This is a genomic window from Bifidobacterium anseris (genome assembly GCF_002860345.1).
GTDB lineage: Bacteria > Actinomycetota > Actinomycetes > Actinomycetales > Bifidobacteriaceae > Bifidobacterium > Bifidobacterium anseris.
Window position 1 is genome coordinate 880,159 of the sequence record NZ_NMYC01000001.1, and the last position, 15,599, is coordinate 895,757.

At 60.7% G+C, this 15,599-nt stretch carries 15 protein-coding genes; 6 read left to right on the plus strand and 9 right to left on the minus strand.

What is annotated here, in order from left to right; genetic code table 11:
- Nucleotides 1-72 precede the first annotated feature (72 nt).
- The 4 genes from CGZ88_RS03675 to CGZ88_RS03690 all read right to left on the minus strand — a co-directional run bounded on the left by CGZ88_RS03675 (nucleotide 73) and on the right by CGZ88_RS03690 (nucleotide 3,918).
- On the minus strand, nucleotides 73-1,359 hold the full coding sequence (locus CGZ88_RS03675) for a deoxyguanosinetriphosphate triphosphohydrolase (RefSeq protein WP_034523333.1): 1,287 nt from the start codon (nucleotides 1,357-1,359) through the stop codon (nucleotides 73-75).
- A gap of 34 nt (nucleotides 1,360-1,393) precedes the next feature.
- Complete coding sequence (alr, locus tag CGZ88_RS03680; RefSeq protein WP_026644493.1) at nucleotides 1,394-2,761, minus strand: alanine racemase; 1,368 nt, start codon at nucleotides 2,759-2,761, stop codon at nucleotides 1,394-1,396.
- A 47-nt stretch (nucleotides 2,762-2,808) separates the two neighbouring features.
- Entirely contained in the window at nucleotides 2,809-3,333 is a 525-nt protein-coding gene (locus CGZ88_RS03685; protein ID WP_026644494.1) for a GNAT family N-acetyltransferase, read from the minus strand.
- A gap of 90 nt (nucleotides 3,334-3,423) precedes the next feature.
- Nucleotides 3,424-3,918, minus strand: coding sequence for an S-ribosylhomocysteine lyase (locus tag CGZ88_RS03690; protein ID WP_026644495.1), 495 nt, complete (start codon nucleotides 3,916-3,918; stop codon nucleotides 3,424-3,426).
- A 566-nt stretch (nucleotides 3,919-4,484) separates the two neighbouring features.
- Here CGZ88_RS03690 and CGZ88_RS03695 point away from each other — a divergent pair.
- The 5 genes from CGZ88_RS03695 (at nucleotide 4,485) to CGZ88_RS03715 (ending at nucleotide 10,216) form a co-directional block, all read left to right on the plus strand.
- Nucleotides 4,485-5,573, plus strand: coding sequence for an iron-containing alcohol dehydrogenase family protein (locus CGZ88_RS03695; protein WP_101671060.1), 1,089 nt, complete (start codon nucleotides 4,485-4,487; stop codon nucleotides 5,571-5,573).
- 310 nt (nucleotides 5,574-5,883) lie between these two features.
- On the plus strand, nucleotides 5,884-6,681 hold the full coding sequence (locus CGZ88_RS03700) for a DUF1295 domain-containing protein (protein ID WP_026644497.1): 798 nt from the start codon (nucleotides 5,884-5,886) through the stop codon (nucleotides 6,679-6,681).
- A 110-nt stretch (nucleotides 6,682-6,791) separates the two neighbouring features.
- Nucleotides 6,792-7,952 (plus strand): HipA domain-containing protein, encoded by a 1,161-nt coding sequence (locus tag CGZ88_RS03705; protein WP_101671061.1) that lies wholly within the window; start codon nucleotides 6,792-6,794, stop codon nucleotides 7,950-7,952.
- A gap of 309 nt (nucleotides 7,953-8,261) precedes the next feature.
- Entirely contained in the window at nucleotides 8,262-9,296 is a 1,035-nt protein-coding gene (locus tag CGZ88_RS03710) for a hypothetical protein (protein ID WP_101671062.1), read from the plus strand.
- Nucleotides 9,297-9,688: 392 nt separating this feature from the next.
- Complete coding sequence (locus CGZ88_RS03715; protein WP_101671063.1) at nucleotides 9,689-10,216, plus strand: GNAT family N-acetyltransferase; 528 nt, start codon at nucleotides 9,689-9,691, stop codon at nucleotides 10,214-10,216.
- Between the two features lie 27 nt (nucleotides 10,217-10,243).
- On the opposite strand, the gene CGZ88_RS03720 is transcribed toward CGZ88_RS03715, so the two are convergent.
- From CGZ88_RS03720 to CGZ88_RS08845, 4 genes are all read right to left on the minus strand, one after another.
- Nucleotides 10,244-10,735 carry a Fic family protein gene (locus CGZ88_RS03720; RefSeq protein WP_101671132.1) on the minus strand — a complete coding sequence of 164 codons (492 nt, stop codon included), beginning with the start codon at nucleotides 10,733-10,735 and terminating at the stop codon, nucleotides 10,244-10,246.
- Nucleotides 10,736-10,752: 17 nt separating this feature from the next.
- The gene (locus CGZ88_RS03725) at nucleotides 10,753-11,265 is read right to left on the minus strand and encodes a Panacea domain-containing protein (RefSeq protein ID WP_101671064.1); all 513 of its coding nucleotides are present in this window, start codon (nucleotides 11,263-11,265) and stop codon (nucleotides 10,753-10,755) included.
- A 75-nt stretch (nucleotides 11,266-11,340) separates the two neighbouring features.
- Nucleotides 11,341-11,505, minus strand: coding sequence for a DUF3427 domain-containing protein (locus CGZ88_RS09235; RefSeq protein WP_133120893.1), 165 nt, complete (start codon nucleotides 11,503-11,505; stop codon nucleotides 11,341-11,343).
- Between the two features lie 38 nt (nucleotides 11,506-11,543).
- Nucleotides 11,544-12,572, minus strand: a complete 1,029-nt coding sequence (locus tag CGZ88_RS08845; RefSeq protein WP_133120888.1) for a hypothetical protein — start codon at nucleotides 12,570-12,572, stop codon at nucleotides 11,544-11,546.
- A gap of 144 nt (nucleotides 12,573-12,716) precedes the next feature.
- Between CGZ88_RS08845 and CGZ88_RS03730 the strand changes: the two genes are divergently transcribed.
- Nucleotides 12,717-14,261: a DNA cytosine methyltransferase gene (locus tag CGZ88_RS03730; RefSeq protein ID WP_101671065.1), complete on the plus strand. Its 1,545-nt coding sequence runs from the start codon at nucleotides 12,717-12,719 to the stop codon at nucleotides 14,259-14,261.
- Here CGZ88_RS03730 and CGZ88_RS03735 read toward each other — a convergent pair.
- The gene (locus tag CGZ88_RS03735; protein WP_101671066.1) at nucleotides 14,251-15,456 is read right to left on the minus strand and encodes an MvaI/BcnI family restriction endonuclease; all 1,206 of its coding nucleotides are present in this window, start codon (nucleotides 15,454-15,456) and stop codon (nucleotides 14,251-14,253) included. The two genes, CGZ88_RS03730 and CGZ88_RS03735, sit on opposite strands and share 11 nt — an antisense overlap.
- Between the last annotated feature and the right edge of the window lie 143 nt (nucleotides 15,457-15,599).

The window sequence follows — 15,599 nt, forward strand, 5'->3', positions numbered from 1 at the left end:
GAGCCAACATCATATCAGCCGACCGTCATCGCGGAAGCCGACGTGCACCGATGCTTCACGGACGCGGCGCGTTCACGAACACAGCAGCGTGTGCATCGTCATCGCCGACGCGTCGGTCAGGCTTGCGACCTGATCGATGGCGACGCGCAGCCGCGCGCCGTCGTCCGCCGCATCCATCCAATCCTCCCAGAACACGCGTTCCAACGCGAAGGGCGGCGTCGAACGGTCGTTCATAATCACTTCGACGAGGTCGGTCACGATGCGCTGTTCGTCCTCCTGCATCGGCGAATGGTCGCGCGGTTCCATCAGATAGTGCACGGCGATGCCTTTGAGCACGAGGATCTCGTAGCGCGTCGCGTCGGGCACGGCGAGCGCGCCCGCGTATCGCGTCAGCGCGCCAGGTCCGTGGATCGCGCGCATCGCCGCCTCGACGCTCAACGCGAACCTGCCGATGAGCATGCTCGTGACGTTCTTGAGCTGCGCGAGCGCGCGCCGCGAGCCGTCGAATGTCTGCGGGAACGCGTCGATCGCGCGCAGCCGTCCGAAGGCGCGCACGAGTTCGTCGGGATTCCACTGCGGCCCGTACCACGCGATGATCTCGCGCACGATCGCGTCGACGACGGCTGTGCGCGCGAGGTCGCCCAAGTCGGCGGCGCCGATCGCGACGGCGTCCTCGAAGTCGTGCACGCTGTAGGCGATGTCGTCGGCGAGGTCCATGACCTGCCCTTCGAGCGGCACGGTCTCGTCGGGCGCGCCCTGCTTGAGCCAACGGAAGACGTCCGTGTCATCCGGGTAGACGCCGAATTTGCGGCTGCGTTCGCCTTTCGGGTGCGCGTCGGCGCGCGCGTAGTCCCACGGGTATTTGACGGAGGCGTCGAGGCATGCGCGCGTGAGGTTGACGCCGGCGGAGCGTCCGTTCGTCCGGAAAATCTTCGGCTCGAGCCGCGTGAGCAGGCGGAAGGTCTGCGCGTTGCCTTCGAAGCCGCCGATGTCCTTGGCGAGCGCGGCAAGCGCGCGTTCGCCGTTGTGTCCGAAGGGCGGGTGACCGAGGTCGTGTGCGAGGCATGCGCAGTCGACGACGTCGGGGTCGCAGCCGAGCATCTGCGCGATCTGGCGGCCGATTTGCGCGACTTCGAGCGTATGCGTCAGGCGCGTGCGTGCGAAGTCGTCGGTGCCGGCGACGAGGATCTGGCTTTTCGCGCCGAGCCTGCGCAGCGCCGACGAGTGGATGAGGCGCGCGCGGTCGCGTTCGAAGGGCGTGCGACGGCCTGATTTCGGCGCCTCGCCGACCCACCGTTCGACGTCGTGCGCCGTGTAGCCGTCCGGCGTCGGCTCGCCGATTGCACTCTCTTTGCCCATCGTCGCCCCTTCCCTCGCGCGCCGTGCAGCTTCGTTACAGGATGCTTGCCGGGTCGAGCTTCGTAAGATCGTCGGCGTCGAGCACGTCGGTCGCGTGTTCGTACAGCCTCGGGATGCGGTTGCGCAGGCAGGTGAAGATCTCGTAGCTGATCGTGTCGGCAGCGCGCGCCCAGTCGTCGGCGGTCGGCTCGCCGTATGCCTCGCCGCGGCCGGGGCCGAAGAGTTCGACGGTGTCGCCGATGGCGACGCCGAAGTCGTCGGCCATGCCGTGCAGATCGATGATGAACTGGTCCATGCACACGCGGCCGCTGACGCGCATGAGCTTGGGGCCGTCCTTCGTCATGACGCGCACCGGGCCGCCGGGCATCGTGCGGGCGCGCGATCCGAGCGCGCCGAGTTCGTCCGCACCAGATGCGGAACGGTGGATGCCGTCGGCGTAGCCGACCGGCACAATCGCGACGCTCGTGCGTTCCTCAGTCAGGTAGATGCGCCCGTAGGACAGGCCGCTGTGCGCATCGACGTCCTTGACCGAGCTCAGCTGCGCCTGCAGCGTCATCGCGGGCTTGAGGCCGTAGCGTTCGGGGCTGCCCATGTCCGGGTCGGCCTCGTAGCCGTACAGGCCGACGCCGGGGCGCACAAGGTCGTAGTGGATCGCCGGGCGGCTCAGCGTAGCCGCCGTGTTCGCCAGATGCCGGATCCGCGGTTCGATGCCGGCGTCGGCGAGGCGTGCCGTGAATTCCTCGAAGCGCGCGATCTGCGCTTCGGTTTGTGCGACGAAGTCAGCGTTGCTCGGGGCATCGGCGACGGCGAGGTGGCTCCATTGGCCGACGATGTCGAGGACGCCTTCGTCGCGCAGCGCGACGAGTGTTTCGGTCGCTTCGGACAGATTCTCGAACGTGAAGCCGTTGCGGCCGAAGCCGGTGTCGACCTTGATATGCACATGAGCGGGGCGTCCCGCCTCGCGCGCGGCGGCAGCGATATGTTCGAACGCCGTCGTCGTGGCCACCGACAGGTCGATGTCCGCCTCGATGAGTTCACGGTAGGGCGCCTCGAGTGGATTGTTCACCCAGGTGAGGATGCGCGCGCGGTCGGGGCCGATGCCGGCGCGGCGCAGCAGCAGCGCCTCGCGCGCCTGCGCGGTGCCAAGCCAGGTGGCTCCGCCGGCGAGTGCGGCGAGCGCGGTCGGAATCAGGCCGTGTCCGTAGGCGTCGGCCTTGACGACGCCCATCACCGCCGTCTTTCCCCCCTCGCGGTTCACGACGTCGACGAGATGGCGCATGTTGTCTCGGATGGCGGCGAGATCCACGATCGCCTGCGCCGGATACCGCCGGCGCGCGGCCCAGTAGTTGGCTTCGCCCTGAGGCGAGGAGAAATGCGGTTCGGCAAGTGCTTGTGCGGTCATATCCGGTATTGTCGCGCACCGCTGTGACGTCGGCGTGCAGTGCCCGTTCACCATTCGTGCCGCTGGTAGGCGATGCGCGTCGTGTCCTCGTCGCGGTCGAGCAGCTGGATCAGGCCGCAGCGCGCGAATCCGCAGGTCTCGAGCACATGCTGCATCGCCTTGTTGTTCGGATGCGTGTCGACGCGCACGTTGCCGTAATGCTTGAGGCACCATTCGACGCAATCGCGCGCTGCGTGTCGCACGAGACCGCTTGACGCAATCCGGTGGATCGTGACGTAAGAGGCGTTGTCGAGCCACGCGCCGTTGATCTTCACATAGGTCGGGTCGATGCCCGGACATACGGCGAACTGCGCGAGGATGCGCTCATGGCCGTCGACCGTGTCTACGAGCAGCATCGTGCGGTGGTTGGCGATGTCGTCCTTGACCACTTCGGACCTCGGGAACGTGTTCCCCCACTGCGTCGGGTTACCGTTGCGTGCCATCAGTTCGCGCGCACGCGCGTAGTTGCGTTCGATCTGCGGATAGTCCTTCATCGTCGCATGGCGGAACCGCCGTGTCGATACGCTGCCCATTGCGTTGCCTCTCCTTGATGTCGATGCCATATTCGGACGATTCCCTTCGGCGCGCGTCCGTCGACGGGCGCGCGCCGAAGTCCGCTCGTCTCAGACGACTTTGCGCTCGAAGGGGTCTGAGCTGATGCCCTGCTCGAGGATGTCCCTCGCCCACTGCTTCGCCGTGAACAGGCTGTGGTCGCGGTAGTTGCCGCAGCTTTCGATCGTCGTGGCCGGCACGTCGTCCCACGTCGCCTCGTTCGCGATGAACTCGAGCGACTCCTTGAGTGCCTTCGCGACGTCCTCGGTGGAGTGTTCACCCCAGGTGAGCAGATGGAAGCCTGTGCGGCATCCGAACGGCGAGCAGTCGATGTAGCCGGGGATGCGCTCGCGCAGCAGCACGGCGATTGTGTGTTCGATCGTATGCAGGCCGCCGGTGGGGATCGCGTTCTCGTTCGGCTGGACGAGACGCAGGTCGTAGTTCGAGATGACGTCGCCGTTCGGGCCGGTCTGCGTGTCGATGTAGCGCACATACGGCGCCTTGACCTTCGTATGGTCGAGCTGGAAGCTTTCGACGACCGGCTTGTCCTGCTGCTCCTGTGCCATGGTCTCCTCTTTCGTTTCGTCGTTGTTCGCCGCGTCCCGGCGAACCCATGCCGCCCCCATGACGCGGTGGGGCACCGGACGCACGGCACGCCGTACGGGCGCATGCCATCCCACAGTGTATCGCCGCGAGTGTATCCGCACACCGGCGCGTCGCAATACGCGGCGGCGCGATGCACATCGTGCTTCCAGTGTGCGCGGCCGACGGACAAGGCATCGCGATGGACCGGCCGCCAACGCCCCGGACGAGATAACGGGAAATCAGGACGAGATAACGGGAAATTAGACAGACATCGGGCCGGGTGATCTTTTCTCCACCTCAAGCGAACGCCGTTCGTCGGGCTTCATAGTATGGCCATCAACGCGTCGGTACGCCACAAGCTCTTCGCCGTCGCCAGCAATGCATCAAGTCCGCAACCGAACGCATGCGCCGCCATGTTCCATCAGAACGCGCCGCCGCCTTCCGAACGCCCACCCCACCGAACGCCGTCCGCCGCGTGCGCGGACGCCCAGCACTCCTCCCCCGGATGGATGGAGGAGACACCAGACATAAGAAAGAAGAGCTTTTCATGGCCACCTTCGTCCAAGACACCGATGTCCGTCCCGGCCCGAACCGCTACGTGAGCGATCCGGGAGTCGCCAAGATCGTCCCGCAATACCTCGAGGACTATGAGCATCCGGTCATCATCACCGGCGTGAAATCAGCACAGGCGTTCCTGGACTACAACGACGCGGACGAGTTCTTCGCACCCGCGCTGCGCTACGACGGCACATCGAGCGAACGCAACGCACGCGAGCTCGCCGAGCAGGCGAAGGCGCTCGACGCGGACGCGATCGTGGCGATCGGCGCCGGCAAGCTCTCCGACACGGCGAAGAACGTCGCCGACATGCTCAACCTCGATCTGATCATCGTGCCGACGCTCGCCTGCGCATGCGCCGCCTACTCGCCGTATTCGGTCGACTACGACGACGAGCACCGTTTCCTCGGCGTGCCGGTGCATCCGAGGAACAGCACGGCGCTGCTCGTCGACGCGGCGATGATCGCGCGGGCGCCGTCCGAGAAATTCGTCGGCGGCATCGGCGACACGCTCGCGAAGTTCTACGAATCCGACCCGGTCTTCGCACAGGCGGACGACCTGACGGTCTTCGACAAGCTGTCCCGGCACAGCGCGCGCCTTGTGCGCGACACGCTGCTCGAGGAGAGCGAACCGGCGCTTGAGGCGCTGCGCGCCGGCGACTACGACGATGCGCATGTGCGCACGCTCATCGACACAATCATCGGACTGGCCGGCACCGTCGCTGGTTTCGGCGGCGTGAGAGCCCGCGAATCCGGCGCGCACACCGTGCATGACGGCCTGACGCGCATCCCGGGTTCGGCCGAGACGATGCACGGCGAGAAAGTCGCCTACGGCGTCATGGTGCAGCTTGTGACCGAAGGCAAGGAGGACGAGGCGCGGGCGTTGCTGCCGTTCTACGACCGCATCGGCCTGCCGCATTCGTTCGCGCAGATGAACCTGCCGTTCACCGACGAGAATCTGCGCGTCGTGGCCGATTTCGCCGCCGCCGAGGGCTCGCCGTTCCACGCGGCCGTGCCGGACGTGACCGCCGAGCGGATTATCGATGCAATGCGTGTCGTCGAAGGCTTCCCTCAGGCGTGATCCTCCGGCCGGGCGACCTTCTGTAGTCCATCCGGATGGACTACAGAAGGTCGCCCGGCACCCCATAGGGCATCCCAGCGATCGCTACCGGTGCATTCCACGACCATTCCGTTCGCAGATGCACTCCTTAGCGATCGCTACCGGTGCGTTTCATGACCATTCCGTTCGCGAACCGTATAATTCCGCTCCTCCTCAGCTAAAATACGGATAATCTCCCATCACAAACACGCCGACACGCCCGGGAATGCGCCCACGGCACCATTCCCCCGCGCGACCGACACGGCCGGGCGAATCCCGATACGCTTGGAATATGGCATTCTTGATTATGTGTATCGTGGCGCTGGCGATCAGCGCAGTGGGGTTCCACCGCTACATCTGGTTTATCTCAATCGGCTACGGCTTCTCAATCGCCGGCATCGGTTCGGCGCTGCTCATCTACTTCGGTCTTCGCGGCGGACTGACAACCGTCGCGGCCGTCATGGCGGCACTGCTCATCGTCTACGGGCTGCGGCTCGGCGGTTATCTGCTCATCCGCGAGTACCGCAGCTCCTCCTACCGGCAGGTGATGCAACAGGCGATCGACAACGGCGCGCATGTCAGGCCGCCGCTCAAGCTCCTGACCTGGATCGGGTGCGCGCTGCTGTATGTGTGCGAGGCGTCGCCGATCGTGTTCCGCCTGCAGAACCACGCGGGCACCGACGCCGTCGCCATCACGGGTGCCGCGATCATGGCGGCCGGCATCATCCTCGAATCCGCCGCGGATCTGACGAAGAACCGCTTCAAGCAGCAGCATCCGCACGCTTTGTGCGATGTCGGCCTGTTCCGTCTTGTGCGCTGCCCGAACTATCTGGGCGAGATCATCACATGGACCGGCGTGTTCGTCTCCGGCGTCACCATCCTCAACGGCGTCTGGCAGTGGCTCGCCGCAGTCGGCGGCTATCTGTGCATCTGCTGGATCATGTTCGGCGGCGCACGCAGGCTTGAACTTCGCCAAGACAAGGAGTACTCCGACGATCCCGACTACCGGCGCTACGCCGAACGCACCCCCATCCTCATCCCCTTCATTCCGCTGCACAGCCTGAGCAACGCCAAGTGGCTCATCGGCTGAATTTCGGCGCGTCACGCAGCAGCGGCGCCTCTTCCGGCATCCTCCGTGCGGCGCTGCGCTGCTGCTATGCTCGGGTATGCGGACGAGGATCCGACGGGAGGTGAACGGTCATGCGGCGCAGAATCATCATGAACCGCACCCACGAGACCCTGGCGTTCGATTTCGACGAGCGCACCGGGCATGCCGTAGGCACTGCCGCCGTGATTGACGAGCGACGCATGCCGCCGGAATTCACCACGCATGGCAAGCACGCCGTCTATGCGCATCGAGTGGATTCCTGGTGGCGAGGAAGGGCGATCCCCTCCACCCGTGACGGCATTACCCGCGTGCTCGCGGACCTGCGTCTTTCCAATACCGTCGAACTGCTCGACCGCACCCGCGGCCTGAGCCTGTCCGACCAATACTGGGTGCGGGACGCGGACGAAGACGTGCGCTGGGAGGACATCAACTTCTTCAACAACTCCTTCCCCGAACAGCTTGGATACGCACTGCTGTCCGAACGCTCGTCGTCGCACCGGTTCAGTTTCGACGCACCCGACGCATCCACCGGCGGCGACCTGCCGAAACGATGGACGGTAGGAGCGGATGGGACACGGCTGCTCATCAAGGCCGGTCGTACCGGTCAGGAACCGATCAACGAACTGATCGCTTCCCGCCTCGCGGACCGTCTGCATATTCCCGCCGTACGGTATACGCTCGGCGAATACGACAACCGTCCTGTCTCGATCTGCGCGGAGATGCTCTCGGACACCGAGGAGCTAATCAGCGCATGGCAGGTGTTGGGCACCGTAAAACGGGACAACCGCCTGTCCGCCCGCGATCAATGGCTTGCCGCCGCAGCTGCATTGGGCGCCAATGAGCAGGAGACGTCCGACGCCACGGACGACTGGCTGCTCATCGACTGGCTCATGCGCAACATCGACCGCCACTACAACAATTTCGCGTTGATCCGCGACGTGGAGACCCTTCACGCGCGCCCCGCTCCCCTCTTCGATACGGGAGCCTCGCTGTGGGCCGGCGAACTGCGCATCAGCAATGCGGACTACAAGGCCAGGCCGTTCTTCGTCACAGCCAAATCCACCACGGCGCGCAGGCAACTACATCTGATACGCCATTGGGACCGCTATGACCTGGATGCGCTGGACGACTGGCCCGAGGACGTCGCCCGCCACTTGGGCGAGTATGGACTCATGTCGGAGGTCCGGATCCGCCTGATCCGACAGGCGCTGCAGGAACGCATCCAGCAGGCGAAGCAGGCACGCGACCGATAACGCACGACAATACCGGACGCCGCTCCGCATCCGAATGACCTTGTTAGCCGCCTCCAGTCCATTGTGCCCTGCGCCGGCACATGATCCTCTTTGATTCACATTTCGCATGGTTCGGACTCACGTTCGTACGGCACGCCACGCACACACTTTACCTACTAGGCATTTCTTATTATTATGTGCCATATTGCGTCGATGATGATGCGATACAACCACACCGTGGCGAGGAGGGCAACGCGTGTCACACAGCCAAAACCCGCAACACCGCATGTACTAGCACCAATCAACACAGCAGAAGGGATCTGAACGACCATGGACGACAACACGACCACGCCGGGCACCAACCCCATCAACGAACCGCCCCGCGATTCCTCCTTCAGCGAATCAGATGCGCCGGCAACGCAGACCTACAACGTCGAACAACCCGACCCCCGCCCCGATTCCCAGCAATACACGGACACAGCCCCGTACCAGCAGGCCATTCCCAATACTTCCACCTATCCATCGAATCAGTTCGGCTCCGCACCGAACGGTGCAGCCGCCATCCATAAGTCAAGGTTGACGAAATGGGTCCATGCAGCGTACATCAGCGTCATCCTCATCCTCGCCGCCCTGCTCGTCTACTCGCTTGTGGCTGGCGGTAATCTGCGCACGCAACTCGCAGAGACGCAGGCGCAGGCACAGACCGAACAAGCGGATTGGAAGAAAAAGAACAACGAGCTCAACAAGCGCTATGAAACGCTGAATTCCGACTATCTTGCGCTCAAGGATGAGATGGAGAACGGCAGCAGCCGGATGCTCATCGACGTCAAGAACGCCTACGACGCCGAGGATTGGAACGGCACGATCGAGGCCGCTGATCTGCTGCACGAGAAGCACAACGGCGACGCAAAAGATCAGGAGGGCCAACAACTCAAGAAGAAAGCCCAGCAGAAGATTGACGAGGCGAAGGCTGCCGAAGAACGCAAGAAGCAGGAAGCAGAGAAGAAAAAGCAGGAAGAGGAGCAGAGGAAGCGTGAGGAGGAGGCCAAGGGATATGACACCGGCATCACCTACGATCAGCTCGCCCGCACACCTGATGACTTCCTCGGCAAGAAAGTCAAATTCACTGGCCGTGTCGTGCAGGTCTTGCGCGGAGACGAAACCACCGACATCCGCCTAGCCGTCGACGGCAACTACGACACGATCCTGCTCGGCACCTTCTCGAATGATCTGACGAAGTCGCGCATCCTCGAGGACGACACAATCACGATCTCCGGCACATCGCTCGGTGAGTACAGCTACAAAGCCGTGCTCGGCCAAACAATCTCGGTGCCCCTTGTGGCCGTCGCCAAGATCGACCAGTGACGTCAGGCAGACAGACAACGGCCATCCACGAAGCGGCGCCAACATCCTACATGACAAGAGACGCATAGGATGTTGGCGCCGCTTCATCTTTCACCGCGTCTTCCACATTCAGCGCGACCCTCCGCGAACGGGTTGGGTGTAGTCCGCACCTGACCCATTCGCAACCGCCTATCCCAGCGAACGTTCTCGGCACAACCTGCACCCAAGCTGTTCGCAACCGTCTGCCCCAGCGAACGCTTCCGACACAACCTGCACCCGACCCATTCGCAACCGCCTGCCTCAGCGAACGCTTCCGACACAACCTGCACCCAAGCTGTTCGCAACCGTCGTGCAACCGCCGCAGAACGCCAGCGAGGTGCCCGTCGTCCGCCCCGGAACCGTACGATGCGTTCATGACCACCGCTGCGAACACACCAACCTCCCCAGAGACCACACACACTACGGCCAGCGCGACCATCCGCCGCGCCCAGCCTTCCGATTCCGCCGCCATCATGAACCTGCTGCGCCAGGTCAACGACGTGCACGCACACGGCCGCCCCGATTTGTTCGTCGAGGGCCGCACCAAGTACACGCCCGACGAGCTCGCGCGGATCATCGTCGACGACGACCGTCCGATCTTCGTAGCCGCAAACGAGGACGGTGCCGTGCTCGGCTACGCCTTCTGCGTGCGCGAGGACCATGCGGGCAGCAACAACCTGCAGCCGATCGCCACGCTGTACATCGACGACATCTGCGTCGACGAGTCCGCCCGCGGCAAACACGTGGGCACCGCGCTGTACCGTCACGTCCTCGACTACGCCCGCACGCACGGCTACCACAACGTGACGCTCAACGCCTGGGCCGCAAATCTTGCCGCCGTCAAATTCTACGAGTCGCTCGGCATGCGCGTCTACAAATACGGCATGGAGCAGATCCTGTAGGGACGTATTCGTTCACTATGCGATCCGCTACCCCACCCGCACCGCGTGCTCGCGCAGGAAGCCGGCGAGTTCGTCCGCGCCGCCACGGCCGGTGACGATGTCCTGCACCCACTGATACAGCTCGTTGCCTTCGGCGTCCACGGCGTCCACGGCCCGCACATCCCAACCGCGCATCGTGAGGATCGCGAGCGCCATTTTCACGGCCGTGCGCTTGTTGCCGTCGGGGAAGATGTGGTCCTTCGCGAAGCGCGTCGCGAAATCGGCGACCTGCGCGAACACGTCCGCGTAGCGTTGCCGCGGCGTGACGCCGAAGAAGCTCAGGAAGGTCGCGCCGAGCACCGACTGCACGCGTCCGAGGATCTTCTCGTCGACGGTGGCGGGCGCGGTCGGCGTGATGTCGAGTCCGGTGCCGCGGATCGTGTCCAGATACACTTCGAAGATCGATTCGGCGATCGCGTCCATCTCCATCACGTCGCCGTCGAGTTCGATCGGCGCGACGTCGGCTGCCGCATCCTGCATGTTCCGCTCTCCGTTCATCACGAGTTCTCCAACAGCCGCAGCGCGTTCGGGTATTCCCGCGTCACCTTGTCGACGCAGCCGGCGAGCGTACGCGCCGGCACCGTGCGTTGCATGTCCGCCGACGTGAGGATGTCGTCGACGTCGACCGTCGCCGATCCCCTGTCCTTCGCGCACCGCCATGCGCCGTCGTCGGCGCCCGACATCTCCAGCAGATCGATCGCGGTCAGCGCGCCGAGCGTATCGACGACATGCGCGACAATCCGCTCAGCCGATGCGTCGAGCGTCGGCTCCTTCCATTCGTCGCGCTGCCGTATCATCCGCGAGCCGAACGACGCGTATTCGTCCCACACGTCCGTCTCGACGGGGCCGCGCTCCCCGACGGCGATCGCATCCTCGAACAGCGGCGCGCCGGTCTCGCGCAGCGCCTCGACCTGACACCAGTAGACGAGCAGATTGAGTTTGAGATTCGTCAGGAACCGTTCGCTCCCGTATTGCGCGACGATCCGCCGCGCGACCCGAAGTGCGTCCATGCCGTCCGATTCCTTCCGCGTGCTTTCACCTTGTGCGCCGTGTCGCTGTGTGCGCAGGTGTTTCCGACATCGACCCTACTCCTCCTCGTCGTCGCCGGTCAGATGTTGGTAGAGTTCCGCGCTCAACGGCCTAGTCAGGCGCAGGTCCATTTCCACGAGCCGAACCGTTTCGCCCTTCTTGTCGCGCGTCGTCTCATGCAGGTTCGAATACGATCCGACATGCCCGGCGTAGTAGTACAGCTTGAGTTTCTCGGTATATCGCTAGACAATACGAAAATTTACCCAATATCGAATATAGTTCGCGGTAATATATTTAACTCATTCTCCAACCTAACAATAGCCTCAAATACATTATTTATATCACCGCCTTCATCTAATACTCTACAGTGATGCCCTTGATCCAACTCTTCTTCTTTGTGTGCAGTTTCTAAATAATCTTTTCTAATATGCAAAGTATTTTGTAAGAAGGGAAGTTTTTTCTTTCCTTTCTGGCCATACCCACAAAAATGAGACATGGAATCAATCCATACCTGATCTCGTGCCGTAATCAATACCACCCTTGCCGGTAGACCTTCCCATTTCTCATCCACAATACCCACCTCCCCCATTCTATATGCATCAAGAACAAACATAAAAAAACAATCCCAAGCAGAATTCCACGCCTTATCTTCGATAGACATACGTTTTTTATCTATCTTCAATAATGCTCGCGCCCGACCATTCTCTTCAGATTGCCCAAGAAATAAAGAACGAGCAACCATCCTTGGATAAGCTGAGACACAATTCAGCTCCTCCCTTACCCAACGACAATGTTCAGAATAGGCCTTCCCCCTATCTTTTTGGTTCTTTTCATACATCATTATCATATGAAGATTTGTTCCATACATTACGTAGAAAACATCCGGAAGTTTAATAATGTTAGCAAAAATACTCTCCATAAACAGATTCTCAGACCTCACCTCCCCTTCACCGGCAATCACACTTTCGCAAGCAAGCATCATATCTATCTTTTCTAGATCTTCAATCCACATCTCACGAATTGCATTTCTCATTCTTACCGCATGAGCAGCATCGCACTTTGTTCTCTTGAAGCAAGTTTCCATAAGTGCATATCGATAATCTAAGTCATCAACTTTTCTAAACTCATGAAGAAGAGCACGAAGGTCCTCACGAGATTGACTTGAAGCTCCTCTATAATAGAATTTATCTATATCAATTAATACATTAGAATCCAAAATAACTACATCAGCTTCATCTTGTTTAAATTCACCATTTTTTATAATAGAGTATTTTCCTATTCTCTGCATTCTTCTCCTTTCCTCTTGACATGCTACTTTAGTTCTACCTCGATCGAACAGGCAACAATGCATACGCACCTACTTCAACGCAGTAGGGCATTAGGTTAACATCCGCCTGGACTTTTCTCAGTTTCTTCCCTATACTGAACTGTCATGCACACCTTCATCGAACTTTTCGCAGGATGCGGAGGCCTGAGTCTCGGCCTCCGTTCCGCCGGCTTTGAGGAACTGCTCGCCAACGAGCTCTCCCCTATGCCGGCCGAGACGTTTGCGCTCAATCTCATGGGCGTTGACATGCGATCACCCGAGTTTGCCCAGACCAAGCCATCCGACCGCCCCGTTCTCTGGCTCGATTCGGATACCGACGACGTCATTGAGCGTCTGTCGGACAATCCGTTCGAACGCCCACAGACCGATATGAGCGAAGTCGGGAACGCGGGCGATCTCACTGGCCGTCTTATCGTCGGAGACATTCGACGCCTGAATCAGTTCATCGAAGACCGACACAGCCCTCTCATTCACGGCGAAGTCGACCTCGTCTCCGGCGGGCCGCCCTGCCAGAGCTTTTCACTTGCCGGACGACGCGAGCTCGGTAACCAACGCAATCAACTGCCCTGGGAGTTCGCAAAGTTCGTCGACTACCAGCGCCCGCGCATGGTGCTGCTGGAGAACGTGGAAGGCATCCTGCGCCCGTTCAAAGAGGAGTCGAAGACCTACTACGCATGGTTCGAGGTCTGCAAAGCGTTCGCCTCCATCGGCTACGTTACCCGTCCGCTCTTGATCAACGCACGTTATGCCGGCGTGGCACAGAACCGCCCTCGTTTCATCATGCTTGCAGTACGTGAGGATCTCGTAGACCAGCTGTCCGAGAAGACCGCGGAATGGTTCAAGCAGGGTGGGCACCTGATTGAGGCCGTCAAAAACAATGATGCCGATTACGATAAAGACCGTTGGTCCTATCGCGACCTCACCACTCCGGAATGGCAGAAGGCCGCCACCGATTCCGTCTTCGCACCGCTCGTCGCATTCCGCGATGAAGCAACGCAGCACACCATCGAAGACGCCATCGGAGACCTTCAGGACGAGAATCCGGATCCGCAGAGTCAGTACGTCGTTAACTTGAACACAGAGCTGGGTACCCATCTCGCGGATTCCGAACACGCGATGCTCAATCGGCAGCACCCCAACAGCACGCCGCGTGTGCGTGCACGGTTCCGCATCTACCAAATCATGGCGAATGCCCCGAAACCGATTGCAGATGAAATCAAAAATGTCATGCGCGGCACCTCGGATGAGTTGTCCGCGGAAGCCGTCGACTTGCTGAAGGAAGGACATCTGCTCAAGTACGACAAGCCCGTGTCAAGATCAAAGAAAGGACTCATTGAGTATCTTGCAGGTCTGAAGACGAAGAAGTTCTCCCAACGAGCGCTGCGCCGCGGCGTTCCGGCACCTGCCGCATTGTCCATCCCCGACGATGTGTGCCACTACACCGAAGCGCGCACACTGTCGGTGCGCGAGATGGCACGAATCCAGTCGTTCCCCGACGCCTTCGAATTCCGCGGCATCGCCACGACCGGAGGACTGCGCAGGCGGTATCAGGTGCCGCAGTACACGCAAATCGGAAACGCCGTTCCACCTCTCCTCGGTAAAGCGTTGGGAGAGGTGGTCGATGGCATACTCGACGAGATCAAAGGATGAACTCCTCAGGAGTAGCGAACAATAGAGGCAGATTCTTCTTCTCTATCTTGAAGAGTGCTCCATGATCCCTGTATTTTCCGGCCTCCGTGATGTGAGCAGCGAGATCGACGGTAATCACGCCGGAGGCCAGCAACGGGGTCAGCAGCGCCGTATTCGGATTCTTGGTGTAGAGGATTTTCGTATAGAGGAAATGCTCTACACCACTGATCGTTTCCGATTCAGCGGTGATCCAGAACGTGCGCGGATGCTTTTGCAGTAATCGTTTACGCAGCTTCGACATATCCCACCAGCTCACCCGCGTCTGTTTTCCAGTCTCGGGATCCTGATGCAGGATATACAGTCGATCGCTCGCCTCATCCACATCGAGCAACAACCCATACCCATTGACATGCGCCACTCGGAACGTCTCATAAAGCTGGAATCGCGGCTTGTCCTTGTTCCGCGGAATCTGCATTTTGCCGTATGCGCCAAGTATTTCGCGGTACTTCAACCCGCCATCGGGCACCTGCGAAAACAGAGTACTTCTCGTCTCCTTCTTGATCTTGCCGTTGCGCTTGGCTCGTAGCGTCTTGAGCTCGATGCCCTTGTAGTCCGGATTCTTATCATTGTTCCGGCTGATGCCGAGCGCATGCTCAAGCGTATCGCCAACGCCAGGATCTCCTTCGGTGACCGATGGGAGGAATCCTTCATCGTGAATCGCCTGGATCTTCCTGAGCAGTTCTCGCTCAATGATGCTTTCCTCCGCATCATCAGTGGTCAGCAAGTTACGCACATAGCCGCCATCTATCAACGACTGGGCGATATCCGGATTCGACAAATCGATCACATAGATGGCGCCATCGATCACAACAAGCGCAAGAAGGTTGTACGGCTCGCAGTATTGCTTGAGACCCGAGAACCATATACGAGGATCGCCGTGCTTCGTCTTGGGCCGATACAGCGACGCCTCCGTCTTTTCCAAATGGTCTGGATACACGAAGTAGGCATCGACTTTCTTCTTGTTCTCCGGCCCTTGCAGCTGCTCCTCGTAGACATGCACCCTCGCATCCTCAAGAAGCTCGCGAACCGGAGCCGTCGCATCCATGATTGATTTCGTATACCCCGTTTGCGTCGGCACCAAGAACGCGACAGGAATGTTCAGCTGCGCAAACTGAGCCAGAAACGGCTCTAGCGGCACATCAGCGGCACTTAGCATAATAACCTCTCTCTCCAGTCTCTACTAGGGCACAGTTACTACTCACCTAACCGGAGCACCGCGAAGAGTACAGACACTTCAGATAGGTGTCACATAATCATCATATCGCACAATCAAAATTTGATTTGTCGCCATGTCATTAC